Below are 15944 nucleotides of genomic sequence, written 5' to 3'. Positions count from 1 at the left end.
CAAAATCATAGGTCTGTGGGTCAAAATGGACACCCTTTGGGTCAAACAGCAATAAAAGTAAATGAAGCGGTGATACTGATTAAGATCAAATGTTGGGTTCTTTATTTGTCGTGTTCAGTAATGTAAACAGATATTCATTACTTATTGCAATCTATGTGAAATTGTCTTTTTAAAAGGTTGACCGTTTAGTTCACCACCTCCTCGGAGATACTATGATTATCACTACATAGGTACCGGGAGGAAAAACAATGAACTGGACTGGCATAGCATTACTTATTCAATTATTCTTTGGGATTGTTATAGGGCTATATTTTTGGAACTTGTTGCGTAACCAGCGTTCTCAAAAAGTAAGTGTGGATAAAGAATCTAGAAAAGAGATGGAGCAGCTTAGAAGAATGCGTTCGATCTCCCTATCAGAACCTCTGTCTGAACGTGTTCGACCTGGAAAGTTTGAAGATATCATCGGACAAGAAGATGGAATAAAAGCGTTGAAAGCTGCTTTATGTGGACCGAATCCTCAGCATGTTATCGTTTACGGCCCTCCAGGAGTGGGGAAGACAGCAGCAGCACGATTAGTTTTAGAAGAAGCGAAGCGAAATCAGTCATCTCCTTTTCGTTCTACAGCAGTCTTCGTAGAATTGGATGCTACGACTGCTCGTTTTGACGAGCGAGGCATTGCAGATCCATTGATTGGCTCTGTGCATGATCCAATCTACCAAGGTGCTGGAGCTATGGGACAGGCGGGTATTCCTCAGCCGAAGCAAGGGGCTGTCACAAATGCTCATGGCGGTGTTCTTTTTATAGATGAGATCGGTGAACTTCATCCTATACAAATGAACAAGTTACTCAAAGTTCTAGAGGATCGTAAGGTTTTTTTGGAAAGTGCTTATTATTCGGAGGAAAACGCGAACATACCGCACCATATTCATGATATCTTCCAAAATGGTCTTCCTGCAGATTTTCGAATGATTGGTGCCACAACTCGTATGCCAGAAGAGATCCCTCCGGCTATTCGATCTAGATGTCTAGAAGTGTTCTTTAGAGAATTACAGCCTGCTGAAATTGAACAGATCGCTAAAAGGGCAGCTGATAAGATTCAGTTGGGGATTGATGGTGATTCCTTATCATATATGGCCCAATATGCTAGAAACGGTCGAGAAGCGGTTAATATGATTCAAATTGCAGCAGGGTTAGCGATCACCGAACAACGAAAAAACATCACAAAGAGCGATGTAGAGTGGGTAACTCACTCAAGTAGAATGGCTCCAAGACCAGAAAGAAAAATTGGAGTCAAACCAAAGATTGGCTTAGTGAATGGTCTTGCTGTATACGGTCCAACAAGCGGAGCGTTGCTTGAGATTGAAACGACCGTACTTCCTGCAAAGAAACAAGGTTCCATTACGATAACAGGAATAGCAGAAGAAGAGAGTATCGGTAATCAATCGAAGTCTATTCGAAGAAAAAGTATGGCAAAAGGTTCAGTAGAGAACGTTATTACAGTACTTCGTTACATGGGAGTAGATGCATCCATGTATGATATCCACGTGAACTTTCCAGGTGGTGGCCCGGTAGACGGTCCATCAGCAGGAATAGCGATCGCCTCATCCATATACTCAGCTATTCACAACATTAAAATAGATCATGAAATCGCAATGACAGGTGAGATCAGCATACATGGTAAAGTGAAACCAGTCGGTGGAGTGATGGCGAAGATACTAGCTGCGAAAGATGCAGGTGCAAAACGTGTTCTTATCCCGTTTGAGAATAACCAAAAGATTTTCGATACGATTGAAGATGTAGAGATCATTCCAGTAAAAAAACTTTCAGAAGTATTTCAACACGCATTTTTAGATGACGGTGAAGAGCAATCTATTCCTGCGTCTGCTGCCTTAAACTCCCCTCCTTCTTCTGTATAAGGAGAAGTAGGGAGTTTCTTTTTGTTCAGAAAATAGGATGATAAAAAATTTCAATCATGCTAGGAGAACGTTTTATTAGGAGTTTTCTAACAATCCGAAGCTTACATTAGACAAAGTTAAGCATTATCGGTAGAATTGTACAAAGACTAAGCATATAATTAATGATTACATAGCAGTTTTCGGAGGTGTTTTTAATGGGGGAAAAACGAGTTCTTCCGCTCCTCCCTCTTCGCGGATTGTTGGTCTATCCAACAATGGTACTTCATTTAGATGTAGGAAGAGAAAAATCTATTCAAGCGCTTGAAAAAGTGATGCTTGATGACCAGATGATCTTTCTATCTACGCAAAAAGAAGTTTCTATTGAAGATCCAGCACAAGAGGAAATTTATCATGTAGGAACGTTGTCAAAAGTAAATCAGATGCTCAAACTGCCTAATGGCACGATCAGAGTACTTGTTGAAGGTATTAAACGCGGAGAAATTACTTCGTTCACGGACGAGAAGACCCATGTAGAAGTAGAAGTTGAATTAACAGATGATATTGAAGTGAAAGAAGCCGAAACGGAAGCTCTTATGAGAGCTGTTCTGGCTCAATTCGAACAATACATAAACCTATCGAAAAAAGTAACGCCTGAAACCCTTGCCTCAGTTCAAGATATTACTGAACCTGGACGCTTGGCTGATGTTATTTCTTCACATCTTTCTTTAAAGATCAAAGAAAAACAAAAAATCCTAGAGATCTTTGATGTGAAAGAAAGACTTGAACACTTACTGGACCTTTTAAACAATGAAAAAGAAGTGCTAGGTCTAGAAAAGAAAATCGGTCAACGCGTTAAAAAGGCGATGGAAAAAACGCAAAAAGAATATTATTTGCGCGAACAGATGAAAGCTATCCAAAAAGAGCTAGGTGATAAAGAAGGCAAAGTTGGGGAAGTGAGTACGCTCAAAGAACGTATTGAATCTTCTGATATGCCTGAGACGGTCATGGAACTTGCAAAAAAAGAACTTGACCGCTATGAAAAGATGCCTAATTCTTCAGCTGAAAGCTCTGTTATCAGAACATATATCGAGTGGCTTGTTAATCTACCTTGGAAACAAGAGACGATTGATAATCTGGATATTCCACATGCGGAAACAGTTCTTAATGAAGATCATTATGGTCTTGAAAAAGTGAAGGATAGAGTCTTAGAATATCTTGCTGTTCAGAAGCTGACAAATTCTCTAAAAGGGCCGATTCTTTGTTTAGTTGGACCTCCAGGGGTTGGTAAGACATCGTTAGCAAGGTCGATCGCACGTGCCATAGGCAGAAATTTTGTGAGGATTTCACTTGGCGGTGTAAGAGACGAAGCTGAGATCAGAGGACATCGAAGAACATATGTGGGTGCGATGCCAGGTCGTTTAATTCAAGGGATGAAGAAAGCAGGGACGATTAATCCCGTGTTCTTACTTGATGAGATCGATAAGATGTCGAGTGATTTTAGAGGAGATCCTTCCTCTGCAATGCTTGAAGTGCTTGATCCTGAACAGAACAGCACCTTTAGCGATCATTATATTGAAGAGCCATATGATCTTTCTAAAGTTATGTTTGTAACGACAGCTAACTCTCTTTCAACCATTCCTGGGCCGTTATTAGATAGGATGGAAGTGATTTCGATCGCTGGTTATACAGAGGTTGAAAAGCTGCATATCTCTAAAAATCACTTAATTCCCAAACAGTTGAAAGAACATGGACTAAAGAAAAGTCAGATTCAGTTTAAGGATGATTCCATTATAAAGCTGGTCCGTAACTATACACGCGAAGCTGGTGTGCGTAATCTTGAGCGCCAAATTGCAGGGTTATGCAGAAAAGCAGCGAAGCAGATTGTATCAGCTGAAAAGAAAAAGGTTGTACTGTCTGCTAAAAATCTTGAAGATTATCTTGGTAAACCTCGATTCCGATATGGTCAAGCAGAACTTGAAGACCAAATTGGTGCAGCAACAGGATTGGCTTATACGACAGCAGGTGGGGATACTCTCTCAATTGAAGTGGCATTATCACCAGGTAAGGGTAAACTGATCTTAACAGGTAAGTTAGGAGATGTTATGAAAGAATCTGCTCAAGCTGCGTTAAGCTATGTTCGCACGAAAGTGGAAGAGCTGGGAATTGATCATGATTTTTATGAGAAAACAGATATTCATATACATGTTCCTGAAGGGGCAACGCCTAAGGATGGTCCTTCAGCAGGAATAACCATTGCTACAGCATTAGTATCGGCACTAACGAAAAAGCCAGTGAGAAAAGATGTAGGGATGACCGGGGAGATCACGCTCAGAGGTCGTGTGTTGCCTATTGGTGGTTTGAAAGAAAAATCATTAAGTGCGCATCGAGCAGGAATCAAAACCATCATACTTCCGAAAGAAAACGAAAAAGACATTGAAGATATTCCACAATCGGTAAAAGAGGGATTATCTTTTATAACCGTATCTCATTTAGATGAGGTATTAAAAGTTGCATTAGCGGGTGATAGAAAGTGAAAGTAAATACAGCAGAAATCGTAATTTCGGCAGTCGGACCAAAACAATATCCGGAAGGCAATCTTCCGGAGATTGCTTTGGCAGGACGCTCAAATGTAGGGAAATCGTCTTTTATTAATAAGATGATTCATAGAAAAAATTTAGCACGTACGTCTTCAAAACCTGGGAAAACTCAGACGTTAAACTTTTATATCCTAAATGAAAGTTTTTATTTTGTAGATGTACCTGGCTATGGTTTTGCTAAAGTGTCAAAGACAGAACGAGAAGCTTGGGGCAAGATGATTGAGCAGTATCTCGTTGAGCGCGATCAGTTAAAAGCTGTTGTTCAGCTCGTAGACCTTAGACATGCTCCATCAAAAGATGATGTTTTAATGTACGATTGGTTAAAATATCATGAGCTTCCTGTTATTGTAGTCGCTACGAAAAGTGACAAGATCCCAAAAGGAAAATGGGACAAGCATAAAAAAGTAGTCAAGGAAACCTTAAACATGGACAAGAGCGATAAGATCGTTCTATTCTCATCTGAAACCGGACATGGAAAAGATGAAGCGTGGGGCGTACTCAATTCTTATCTTTCTAAATAATGACTCTAATAAAAGTTTTCATGTTTAGATGCTTTAGAGGTTTTCTTTTCCTCTACTTTGCAAGTTGATTGAAGAGGAAGGTTGCCGACTCCTATGGGACGAGCGATCAGGTGGAGACTCCTAAGGGCGCGAAGCGGCAGGAGGCTCACCGTTCGCCCCATGGAAAGCGAGCGACCTGGAACGGAAATCAACTACTATATGAGTACTTCTGTTTATGTGAAAACAGCCTCAACATAAAAACCCTCTATGTTTTTAAAAACATAGAGGGTTTTGTGTTTTTATTTCTTTTTAAAGAACATAAGGTAAGCCCCGATAACCATTAAAATAATAGGCCAAAAATCTTCAGCTTTCACAAATATATTTTCTACTGAAGGGGTATTACTCTTAAAGAAGAGCAACCAAAGAGCTAAAAGGGATAACAACAACCCAGGGATAAGCCCTTCTTTTGTTTTTCGATACTGAATTAGAAATGATACCCCTGCTAGTAAGACGATAACTTGGAGCGGTTCCGGCCATGTGGCAACTTTTGCTGCAGCATGGAAATGTATACCTAATCCGGTTAAAAATACACCTGAAAAAATACTTGAAGAATCCTTTCCAGAACCAGACTGGAGTATAAGAGCAATACCGATGATGATAAGTATACTTGGCCAAGTCAGATACGGTTGGAGCAGTTCGATATTCATTCTATTTGCAAAATAGAATAAACCAATTCCGAGTAAAATGATGCCGCTGAATGTGTTTCTTTGTTTCATAATGCCTCCATCTTAAACGTAAACCTTTGCTAAATTGGTCGATTTTTGTTATTTTTAATATTGGTGCTAAGTTTTAGTAATTATGGTTATCCTAAAACTGCTAAACACACACCAAAAAGATAATAAATACATCATAGCATAAACGTTTAAATTCTGTTCACAATATTGGATATTCCGTATTTTGGGACATGTTATAATTAGTAATGAACATACATAATTAAGGGAGGTGAGCGCATGCATATTCTAGTGGTTGGACTTAATTACAAAACGGCACCCGTAGAAATTCGGGAAAAAGTTTCTTTTCAGCCCTCTGAATTAACTGATGCGATCTCTACACTCCGAAAACAAAAAAGTATACTTGAATGTGTAATCGTTTCAACGTGCAACCGCACTGAGATCTATGCTGTTGCCGATCAGCTTCATACAGGAAGATACTACATCAAATCTTTTTTGGCGGACTGGTTTTCAATTGATAAAGAAGAACTTTCACCATTTTTGAGTATTAGAGATGGAGAAGCTGCTGTCGAACATCTTTTCCGTGTAGCTGCAGGCTTGGACTCTATGGTTATTGGTGAAACTCAAATCCTTGGTCAAGTAAGAGATGGATTCTTAGAGTCACAGAAACTTGATGCAACAGGGACAATATTTAATAAACTAATGAAGCAAGCGATCACATTTGCAAAGAGATGCCATTCAGAAACAGATATTGGTGAAAATGCCGTTTCGGTTAGCTATGCAGCTGTTGAGCTCGCTAAAAAAATCTTTGATGGTTTGCAAAATAAAACCATCTTAATCGTTGGTGCGGGTAAGATGGGTGAGCTTACAGCGAAACATCTGCATGCGAGTGGAGGAAATGAAGTACTTGTTATTAATCGAACTTTTGAAAAGGCGCAAGAGGTAGCTAAAAAGTTTCATGGTACAGCACATCCTTTTGAAAACCTAGAAAGTTTGCTCATAAAAGCAGATATCGTGATATCTTCTACAGGTGCTAGTGAATTCGTCATTACAAAGAAGATGGCGGCACCAGCAGTTAAGAAACGTAAAGGTCTTCCATTGTTCATGGTAGATATTGCAGTACCTCGTGACCTAGATCCTGAGCTTCATGATTTAGACAGTGTTTTTCTTTATGATATTGATGACTTAGAAGGTATCGTAGAGTCTAATCTTGCTGAACGGATGAAAGAAGCGGAAAAAATTGAGATTATGATCGAGGCTGAAATTGTAGCTTTTCAATCTTGGATTTCAATGCTCGGTGTAGTGCCGTTAATATCTGCACTACGAGAAAAGGCGTTAAACATTCAAGCGGAAACTATGCAAAGCATTGAGCGTAAGCTTCCGGATCTTACGGATCGAGAAAGAAAAATTTTAAGTAAACATACGAAGAGTATCGTGAATCAATTGCTTCGTGATCCTGTGACTAGAGCCAAAGAGATGGCTGGTGAACCAGGAGCTGAAGAACAGTTGCAATTATTTACTGAAATTTTCGGACTACAAGATTATTTGGATAAACAGAAGCAGTTGGAAACAGCATTTGCTGCGAACGTCGAAGAGAAGTCTTCACTAACAGATGAAGTGGTTCCTTCGGCTGTAGTTAGAACTTAAGCTCTCGTTTCCCTCGAGCTCATGGAGTGTGAGCAAAAATGAATTGGATATATGATCTTACTATCGTTCTATATGCACTAAGCATCATAGGCTATTTTATAGATTTTCTTCAAAACAACCGGAAAGCAAACCGATTTGCTTTCTGGTTGCTTTCTATTGTCTGGGTACTTCAAACAGTCTTTTTAGTGTTAAGGATGTTGAAAGATCAACGGTTTCCTATATTAACACCCTCAGAAGGCTTGTTTTTTTATGCATGGATCCTTGTAACGTTCTCGGTTGTCATGAGTAGGTTTTTCCGGGTTGATTTTCTCGTGTTTTTTACGAACATTCTTGGTTTCTTGCTCGTCTCGATCCATTTGTTTGCTCCAACAGGACAAGCAAGTGCTGTGATTGAGAAACAGCTGATCTCAGAACTATTGATCATTCATGTAACGATGGCATTTATCTCGTACGGAGCATTCTCACTCTCCTTTATATTCTCGTTCATGTATCTTCTTCAGCATGGTATGTTGAAACGAAAGAAATGGAGCAAAAGGCTGCAGCGTTTTGGGAGTCTATCATACTTAGAGAAGCTTTCTTTTCGATTGAATACGATTGGAGTTCCGTTGCTCTTGCTCAGTCTAATATTGGGAGTCGTATGGGCATTCTGGAAAATAAATGACTTTACACTTCTTGATGCCAAGGTCATCTCGTCATTTATTGTCCTTTTGGTTTACAGTACTTACCTCTATCAAAAGGTTGGAAGAGGAGTGCAAGGTAAAACGTTAGCGCTTTGGAACGCTGCTGCCTTCCTAGTCGTATTGATCAACTACTTTTTAGCGTCGACGTTTACTGAATTTCACCTTTGGTATAAGTAAAGAATAGGAGATTCATATCATGAGAAAAATTATAGTAGGTTCAAGAAGAAGTAAATTAGCGATTACACAGACAAACTGGGTGATCGAGCAATTAAAAAAAACAGGAATGCCTTTTGAATTTGAAGTAAAAGAGATCGTAACAAAAGGTGATATCATTCTTGATGTTACGCTCTCAAAAGTAGGCGGAAAAGGTTTGTTCGTTAAAGAGATCGAACAAGCGATGTTAGATAAAGAGATTGATATTGCCGTTCACAGCATGAAGGATATGCCTTCTGAACTGCCTGAGGGACTCGAGATCGGCTGTACACCTAAACGCGTTGATCCGAGAGATGCTTTAATATCCGAAAAATACTCGTCGTTAAGAGAGCTTCCTGCGGGTGCAGTTGTTGGTACAAGCTCACTAAGAAGAGCTGCACAGATTTTGAACAGACGCCCAGATTTAACGATTAAATCTATTCGAGGTAATATTGATACTCGCCTTAACAAGTTAAAGTCTGGTGAGTTTGATGCGATCATCCTAGCTGCTGCAGGACTTGAAAGAATGGGCTGGTCTACAGATGTTGTAACCGAGTACTTAGACATTGACCTGTGTCTCCCTGCTGTTGGACAAGGTTCATTAGCTATTGAATGCAGAAGTGAAGATCTTGAAGTAAAAGAATTGTTAGCTACACTGAACGATGCTTATACGTTTGACACGGTTTTAGCAGAGCGCTCTTTCCTGAACACGTTAGAAGGCGGCTGCCAAGTTCCAATCGCAGCATTTGCTACAATGGATGAAAACCAAGAAGTTTCATTAACGGGTCTTGTTGCAGATCCTGAAGGAAAGACCGTGTTAAAGGAAATGAAATCAGGTAAAGACCCTCACCGTGTTGGTTTAGAGTTAGCTGAAAAATTAAAGGTATTAGGTGCAAAAACAATACTAGATGCAGTAAAAAAGGATTTAAATACGTAATGAATACTTTTATAGGACCATTAGCAGGTAAGCGAATACTTGTTACACGGCCGAAAGAGCAAGCAGAGCCATTGATCTCACTTATTCAAGAGAAAGGTGGCATCCCTCTTTCTTTTCCTATTGTGTCTATAAAAGGTGTAAGAAATGATGGTTCACAATCTTTACTAAAGAATCTATCATCTTATCAATGGATTGTTTTTACGAGCAAAAATGGGGTAGACTACTTTTTTGATTTGATCCAAGATAGTGCCGCTTCACTTAAAAATACTAAGTTTGCTGCAGTTGGTGATAAAACGGCAGAATCATTAAGTAAAAGAGGGGTCACATCTATTCTTGTGCCCGAACACTTTCATGCTGAAAGCCTAGTGAAGACGCTAAAAAAACACGTCTTATCACATGAAAGAATTTTATTTCCAAAAGGAAACCTAGCACCATCTTTTATTAAAGAAGAGTTGAAGGATACAGCAGTTGTTGAAGAGTTAGTTGTTTACAAAACTGAATCAGAAGACCATTTAGATTGGTCGATCGTGCACCAAGCTGATTGCCTGTTCTTTATGAGCCCTTCTGCTGTAACCTTTTTAAGTAAAGAGCTAAACATTGAAAATGTAAATAGTAAGCCTGTAATCTGTGTTGGACCAACAACGAAAAGTGCTGCAGAAAATTGCGGTTTTCATCAAGTTTTAATGCCTAATCAATTTACCGCAGAAGATATGGTGAACTGTGCCATCTCTTATTTTCAAGGAGGAAGTTAATATGAATTTTCAGCGTCATCGTCGTTTAAGAAAATCAGCATCCATGCGTTCGCTAGTGCGTGAAACGCACCTTCATGTTTCAGACTTTATCTATCCATTGTTTTTTGTTGAAGGAGAAAACATAAAAAAAGAAGTCCCTTCCATGCCAGGTGTGTACCACCTATCCCTAGACCTTCTTCAAGAAGAGGTAAAAGAAATTGAAAGTCTTGGCATTCAGTCTATTATCGTTTTTGGCGTACCAGCTGAAAAAGATGAGTGTGGAAGTTCAGCTTATGATCATAATGGAATTGTACAAAAAGCAATTTCACAAATTAAAGAGGTTGCTCCATCACTAACTGTCATTGCAGACACTTGTTTATGCCAATTCACAGATCATGGACACTGCGGTGTGATTGAGAATGGTGAAGTATTGAATGATGAAACCTTGACGCTTCTTGCAAAAACAGCTGTATCACAGGCTAAAGCAGGAGCGGATATCATTGCACCGTCAAACATGATGGATGGTTTTGTTGCAGCGATCAGACAAGGACTTGATGAAGCTGGTTTCTATGATGTTCCGATCATGTCTTACGCAGTTAAATACGCATCATCCTTTTATGGTCCGTTCCGTGATGCAGCTCATAGCACCCCACAGTTCGGTGATAGAAAAACATATCAGATGGATCCGGCGAACCGACTTGAAGCTCTCAGAGAGGCTGAATCAGACGTGGCTGAAGGCGCTGATTTCTTAATGGTAAAACCAGCTCTTTCTTACCTAGATATTCTAAGAGAACTAAAAGACCGATATCCTCTACCATTAGTAGCTTACAACGTGAGTGGAGAGTATTCCATGATTAAAGCAGCTGCTATGAACGGCTGGGTAGATGAGAAGAGTATTGTACTTGAGAAACTGATCTCTATGAAACGAGCAGGAGCAGACTTAATTATTACGTATTTTGCTAAGGATGCTGCAAGATGGCTGAATGAAAAATAAGGAATGAGGTGTTAGTATGAGAAGCTTTGAAAAATCGATTGCTGCTTTTCAAGAAGCGAAAGAGGTAATGCCCGGAGGAGTTAACAGTCCTGTTCGTGCATTTAAATCTGTAAAAATGGATCCTGTTTTTATGGAACGAGGAAAAGGATCAAAGATTTATGATATCGATGGTAACGAATATATTGATTATGTATTGTCATGGGGACCCTTAATTCTTGGACATGCTGACGATCATGTAGTCGAGGCACTTAAGCAAACTGCTGAGCTGGGAACAAGTTTTGGTGCTCCGAATGAAATGGAAACGAAGCTTGCAAAGCTGGTAATCGACCGTGTTCCATCGATCGAAGTCGTACGTATGGTTAACTCTGGTACAGAGGCTACGATGAGTGCACTTCGTTTAGCTCGTGGATACACTGGAAGAAGCAAAATCGTTAAATTTGAAGGCTGTTACCATGGACACGGTGACTCTTTACTGATCAAAGCGGGCTCTGGTGTAGCAACACTTGGCCTACCGGATTCTCCTGGGGTTCCTGAAGGCATCGCACAGAACACGATAACAGTTCCATACAATGACCTTGAGAGCTTGCAAGTAGCATTTGATCAATTTGGAGAAGATATTGCTTGTGTGATTGTAGAGCCTGTCGCAGGCAACATGGGTGTAGTTCCTCCGCAAAAAGGATTTTTAGAAGGCATTCGTAAAATAACTGAACAACACGGCTCCCTATTAATCTTTGACGAAGTAATGACAGGTTTTCGAGTAGATTATGAATGTGCACAAGGTTATTTTGGAGTAACACCTGACCTAACTTGTTTAGGTAAAGTAATTGGGGGCGGCCTACCTGTTGGTGCTTATGGTGGGAAACGAGAGATCATGGAACAAATCGCGCCGAGCGGTCCGATCTATCAAGCGGGTACGTTATCAGGAAATCCGCTTGCAATGGCTGCAGGCTATGCTACCCTTTCACAACTTACGAAAGAAAGTTACACCTATTTTCAAAAGCTCGGAGATCAACTAGCTTCTGGAATTTCTGAAGCGGCTGAACATTACGGTGTTGCGCATACCATCAACCGTGCTGGCAGCATGATTGGATTTTTCTTCACAAATCAAGATGTTATCAACTACGACACGGCTAAGCAATCCAACTTGGATCACTTTAACTCGTGCTTCAAAACGATGCTTCAAGAAGGCATCTCGTTGCCTCCTTCACAATTTGAAGGATTATTCTTATCTACTGCACATACAGACGAAGATATTAATAAAACAGTTTCTGCTTTTAGAAAGGCTTTTTCACAATTAAAATAATCATGTATTATAGCGTTCGCTAACTTCAGCGGACGCTATTTTTGTTTTTTAATAAGCTGTCAACTAATAAAAATCATATTTCGTCCTGTTCCCTCATACACCTATATTGTATAACTATATGCAACCTGAAAGGAGGAGAAGGGCATGAGTCAATCGAAGCTGCGTTTCTCCATTGAGGAGTCTGTTTGGCTAAAGAAAGGACAGGAAGTAGCTGAAGTTTTGTCGATGTCACTAGATCCTGAGATTCATATTACAGAGGAAGCCGGACAGGTTTATATCAAGGGAGCCCTAATTTTAAATGGCAGATACCGGTCAGAAAATCAAGAACAGAACGAGGGAGTATCGGTTCAGAATACACTCTCAGAGAGTATGTCTTACCGCTCTCTTACCCAACTGAACGTGGCAGAAGATGGGATGACAGATCTTGTGCATCGTTTTCCAGTCGATATTACCATCCCATCTTATCGAGTAGAGGATTCAAATGAGGTAAAAGTGGAAGTGGAATCGTTTGAATATGAACTTCCGAACTCTACGTGCTTTGAACTATCTGCTTCAATCTGTATTTATGGGATAAAAGATGAAAAGCAGCGTCAGGAAAGTCCAGCATACGATCTTCAGAAAGAAGCGGTTCGAACGAGTGCCACGGAAGAAAGGTCTGTACAAAAAGAAGAAAAACAAGATATTTTTACTCCTTTTCAGTTTGAAGCACGTCAAAGTGGAGGCATACCTTCACAATCTTCTTATCAAAACGAATTTGCAGCTAGGTTCGATGATAAGGAAGCAGAGGTTCGTGCTGAAAAGACAACACCATTTGAGTTTAAACCACACTTTGAGGCACAAGATGATCGGACGATGGAAACAACATTCGATTCGTTAAAAGCTATTGCGTTCTCAATGGACGATACAAGAAACAATGATGAGGCTACTATTGATGAAGCAGTGAATTCCGATGAAGAGAATTCACAGCTTTATGGAGAAGTAGATGACATGGAAGAAAATAATAATTCAGATGCCTATGATCATGAAGAAGGCGATTATGAGAGCTATGAAACTTCTTATCAAAAAGAAGACGATTCACAATCTAACTATTCACAGTATGAGCAACCTTATCAAGATACGAATAGACCATACTCATATAACCCGTATCAACAACACGAAGCTTACCAGCAACAAGTTTCGAACCAAAATCAAGGCGGGTATCAGCAGGAAGATGAATATGAGCAACAAGTAGCATATCAACAGCAAGATGCTTATCAACAGCAATCTAATCAGTATGGAAATTATCAATATCAGCAACATGCTTCACAACGTCCTTCATACGGGTATGGCGAACAATCATATGAAGCAGAGCAAGAATATGAGAATGCAAGTAATAACGGAGCTGAAGAGCAGGAAGTAAATTATGAATCATACGATACGAGTTACGATGATTATGAGACTGAAGCGGAGTCTATGGAAATGCATAAACAACGTGATGAGCCTAGAGATGAGAATGCTCTTTATTTAACGAAGATGCTTTCTGCTAAAGAAGACCGTTTTTCTAAAATGAAGATGTACATTCTTCAGCGTGGAGATTCACTAGAACACATTTGTGAGCGATATGATATCTCGTTGAATACGCTCATGCGTATGAACCAACTGCAGCAAGGTGAAGTAACCGAAGGGCAGATTATATATATCCCTGTCAGTTCACGTTAAGTAGAGGTGCTATTATGGAGCTGATCAACACCTTAAAAGATGAATATGAACTTCATGGGATGAGATGGAAAGAAAAACCTCATATCATCATGACAGATTATGGAGAGAAACGTATCCGTTATTGGAATGAAAGCGACTGTATGAAATGGCACATAAGATGGCGCGATGAGTCCGCGAAGGGCTCAAGCGCTGTGCCAGATCGTATGATTCGTACTAAAAGCGGTGAGCCTGCCGTAAAATATGGAAACAGGTGGCTTACTGTTCATGATCATACTGAAGAATTGTTTGGCTGTGAAGACGTAGAACGTTGGGGTCAGTTCATTGGCACATTACTAAATACAGCAACAGCAGAGTCTGCAGAAAAACAAGAAGTATTCATGCAACAAATTGAACCTCCGGCCTTCGATTTGAATCATTGTATCAAGCTCGCTCAAAAGTATTTGGAAGCTAATTTTCAGTGTATGGTAACGAGTATTAATGAGAGTAAGCAAAGATTAGAATTTTCGCGTGCGATTAAAAATAAAGTAAGAAACCCTGCATTACCTGTTCTTGATAAAGAATTAAGTGTAAAAAATGGCAGGAAGGTCTTTCACTTCCTATTTTATCAGGGTGGTGAATCTTTACCAGTAAAGGGGTATCTGCCACTTCGTAAGTTTATGTTAGAGTGGTTGGAACAAACCTCACCTTCATCTTTAAAACTCTTGTTATCGGAGGTGAATAAGCATTTTTCTTTGGACAGAGAACAAGGATTGTTATTTTTAGCTGAGATCGTTACGCCTTGGGAACTGCACGATTGTTTAGATCAATTAGATAACAGCTCTTTAGAAAGAATGATAGAAGGTCTTAAGAAATATGAAGATTGCTGGGAAAAAAATCGAACTTTGGTTAAGGCGGTAACTGAATGGTTTGATGAAAAAAGAAGGAAGGTGGCCCTATGACAACGGAAAAAGAAACATTAAATTACGGGCCCGTCCTTTTTCATTATGATCTATTTCCCGAGAAGTTAGAGCAGCACGGGAAAGTGAAGAAGGTCATAACGAAAAGGGGTACATTTGCACTGAAAGAAGCAGAGATGACAGAGGACGAAAGAAACTGGTTTACACATGTGATTCAGCGTCTTTCCGAGATAGGTTTTCATCAGGTCGTTCCTCTGTATCCGACCAAGTTTGGCGATTATACAGTTCAGTTAGGATCAAGAACATATTATTTAATGCCGTGGTTTGCGTCTGATGAAAGAAACGAGAGAGCTAAAGACGAAGTTCTTATCGATCATTTAGGAAAAATCCATGCTTTAACACTGAAGGAACAAGACTTTTCGAATGAAGTAGTCGAACATTCGTATCAGTATCTCATGAACAGATGGGAAAACAGGCAATATGAGATGGAGAGATTTACGGAAGAATCAGAACAGAAAACGTATATGTCTCCCTTTGAATTAACGTATCTTAGTCACTTTCATCAAATTATGAGAATGACAGAAGAAGCGAAAAGAAGGTTGAAAGAATGGTATGAAACGTGTCAAAGAGAAAAACGTTACCGGAGCGTCCTTTGTCACGGAAAGGTTTCTAGAAACCACCTTATTTTTAATCCAACAGGTGAAGGACATCTACTCAATTTTGAGAAAGCTGTTCTGGATACACCAATCAGAGATTTAGCGGTTTATTTTAGAAGAGTAGCTCATCAAAAGGAATGGTCTGCAGAAGAAGGAAAATCATTATTGGACCTTTATGAAAAGCATGTACCATTGTTAAATGAAGAAAGAGGATTATTAATTAGTTATTTATCTTATCCTGAACCTGTTTTTAATGCAGTGGATCTTTATTGCATGAAACGAAATGATTATTCTCAAATTGAAATGGTGCATAGGCTTGAGAGCAGAATAAGAGCGATGAAAAAAATCCGGGATTTCTGTGATGCGATTATGATGGCTCCACCACCTGCACCGTTAGAGCAAACAGATTCTATTCCAACAAAAATTCACATAAATGATGAAGGAGATCACATATAACGACTATATGTGATCTCAGAACGTAGACAAA

Annotated in this window: 13 protein-coding genes; 12 read left to right on the top strand and 1 reads right to left on the bottom strand. The window is 39.6% G+C overall.

Features of this window, described 5'->3' with window-relative positions:
* The first annotated feature begins 248 nt into the window (after positions 1-248).
* The 3 genes from lonB (at position 249) to yihA (ending at position 5013) form a co-directional block, all read left to right on the top strand.
* A complete protein-coding gene (lonB, locus tag P4V41_RS00065; RefSeq protein ID WP_328082817.1) occupies positions 249-1916 on the top strand; it encodes an ATP-dependent protease LonB in 1668 nt (555 codons plus the stop codon).
* 194 nt (positions 1917-2110) lie between these two features.
* Entirely contained in the window at positions 2111-4429 is a 2319-nt protein-coding gene (lon, locus tag P4V41_RS00060; protein WP_328082816.1) for an endopeptidase La, read from the top strand.
* Positions 4426-5013, top strand: a complete 588-nt coding sequence (yihA, locus tag P4V41_RS00055) for a ribosome biogenesis GTP-binding protein YihA/YsxC (protein ID WP_328082815.1) — start codon at positions 4426-4428, stop codon at positions 5011-5013. The genes lon and yihA overlap by 4 nt, the downstream gene beginning before the upstream one ends.
* A 278-nt stretch (positions 5014-5291) precedes the next feature.
* Here yihA and P4V41_RS00050 read toward each other — a convergent pair whose 3' ends face one another.
* Positions 5292-5768 (bottom strand): LiaI-LiaF-like domain-containing protein, encoded by a 477-nt coding sequence (locus P4V41_RS00050; RefSeq protein WP_328082814.1) that lies wholly within the window; start codon positions 5766-5768, stop codon positions 5292-5294.
* 234 nt (positions 5769-6002) lie between these two features.
* Here P4V41_RS00050 and hemA point away from each other — a divergent pair, with 234 nt between their 5' ends.
* From hemA to ysxE, 9 genes are all read left to right on the top strand, one after another.
* Positions 6003-7370, top strand: a complete 1368-nt coding sequence (gene hemA, locus P4V41_RS00045; protein WP_328082813.1) for a glutamyl-tRNA reductase — start codon at positions 6003-6005, stop codon at positions 7368-7370.
* 38 nt (positions 7371-7408) lie between these two features.
* A complete protein-coding gene (locus P4V41_RS00040; protein ID WP_328082811.1) occupies positions 7409-8227 on the top strand; it encodes a cytochrome c biogenesis protein in 819 nt (272 codons plus the stop codon).
* A gap of 19 nt (positions 8228-8246) precedes the next feature.
* Positions 8247-9179 (top strand): hydroxymethylbilane synthase, encoded by a 933-nt coding sequence (hemC, locus tag P4V41_RS00035; protein ID WP_328082810.1) that lies wholly within the window; start codon positions 8247-8249, stop codon positions 9177-9179.
* On the top strand, positions 9179-9931 hold the full coding sequence (locus P4V41_RS00030; RefSeq protein ID WP_328082809.1) for a uroporphyrinogen-III synthase: 753 nt from the start codon (positions 9179-9181) through the stop codon (positions 9929-9931). The genes hemC and P4V41_RS00030 overlap by 1 nt, the downstream gene beginning before the upstream one ends.
* Before the next feature lies 1 nt (position 9932).
* A complete protein-coding gene (hemB, locus tag P4V41_RS00025) occupies positions 9933-10904 on the top strand; it encodes a porphobilinogen synthase (protein ID WP_328082808.1) in 972 nt (323 codons plus the stop codon).
* A 16-nt stretch (positions 10905-10920) separates the two neighbouring features.
* Complete coding sequence (hemL, locus tag P4V41_RS00020) at positions 10921-12207, top strand: glutamate-1-semialdehyde 2,1-aminomutase (protein WP_328082807.1); 1287 nt, start codon at positions 10921-10923, stop codon at positions 12205-12207.
* A 144-nt stretch (positions 12208-12351) separates the two neighbouring features.
* Positions 12352-13905 carry a LysM peptidoglycan-binding domain-containing protein gene (locus tag P4V41_RS00015; RefSeq protein ID WP_328082805.1) on the top strand — a complete coding sequence of 518 codons (1554 nt, stop codon included), beginning with the start codon at positions 12352-12354 and terminating at the stop codon, positions 13903-13905.
* A gap of 14 nt (positions 13906-13919) precedes the next feature.
* Positions 13920-14843: a hypothetical protein gene (locus P4V41_RS00010; RefSeq protein ID WP_328082804.1), complete on the top strand. Its 924-nt coding sequence runs from the start codon at positions 13920-13922 to the stop codon at positions 14841-14843.
* On the top strand, positions 14840-15913 hold the full coding sequence (gene ysxE / locus P4V41_RS00005; protein ID WP_328082803.1) for a spore coat protein YsxE: 1074 nt from the start codon (positions 14840-14842) through the stop codon (positions 15911-15913). Before P4V41_RS00010 ends, ysxE begins: the two co-directional genes overlap by 4 nt.
* Positions 15914-15944 lie beyond the last annotated feature (31 nt).

Origin of the sequence: Fictibacillus nanhaiensis (assembly GCF_036213205.1) — a bacterium.
In the GTDB taxonomy this organism is placed as follows: Bacteria; Bacillota; Bacilli; order Bacillales; family Fictibacillaceae; genus Fictibacillus; species Fictibacillus nanhaiensis_E.
Note: the sequence above shows the minus strand (reverse complement) of the source record. Positions and strands in the feature narration are given on the sequence as shown.

What these genes read in the sequence shown, in the direction of transcription:
- lonB (WP_328082817.1), top strand. Translation starts at nt 249, where the DNA reads ATGAACTGGACTGGCATAGCATTACTTATTCAATTATTCTTTGGGATT.
- P4V41_RS00050 (WP_328082814.1), bottom strand. Translation starts at nt 5,768, where the DNA reads ATGAAACAAAGAAACACATTCAGCGGCATCATTTTACTCGGAATTGGT.
- hemL (WP_328082807.1), top strand. Translation starts at nt 10,921, where the DNA reads ATGAGAAGCTTTGAAAAATCGATTGCTGCTTTTCAAGAAGCGAAAGAG.
- P4V41_RS00040 (WP_328082811.1), top strand. Translation starts at nt 7,409, where the DNA reads ATGAATTGGATATATGATCTTACTATCGTTCTATATGCACTAAGCATC.
- P4V41_RS00010 (WP_328082804.1), top strand. Translation starts at nt 13,920, where the DNA reads ATGGAGCTGATCAACACCTTAAAAGATGAATATGAACTTCATGGGATG.
- hemB (WP_328082808.1), top strand. Translation starts at nt 9,933, where the DNA reads ATGAATTTTCAGCGTCATCGTCGTTTAAGAAAATCAGCATCCATGCGT.
- P4V41_RS00015 (WP_328082805.1), top strand. Translation starts at nt 12,352, where the DNA reads ATGAGTCAATCGAAGCTGCGTTTCTCCATTGAGGAGTCTGTTTGGCTA.
- lon (WP_328082816.1), top strand. Translation starts at nt 2,111, where the DNA reads ATGGGGGAAAAACGAGTTCTTCCGCTCCTCCCTCTTCGCGGATTGTTG.
- ysxE (WP_328082803.1), top strand. Translation starts at nt 14,840, where the DNA reads ATGACAACGGAAAAAGAAACATTAAATTACGGGCCCGTCCTTTTTCAT.
- hemA (WP_328082813.1), top strand. Translation starts at nt 6,003, where the DNA reads ATGCATATTCTAGTGGTTGGACTTAATTACAAAACGGCACCCGTAGAA.
- hemC (WP_328082810.1), top strand. Translation starts at nt 8,247, where the DNA reads ATGAGAAAAATTATAGTAGGTTCAAGAAGAAGTAAATTAGCGATTACA.
- P4V41_RS00030 (WP_328082809.1), top strand. Translation starts at nt 9,179, where the DNA reads ATGAATACTTTTATAGGACCATTAGCAGGTAAGCGAATACTTGTTACA.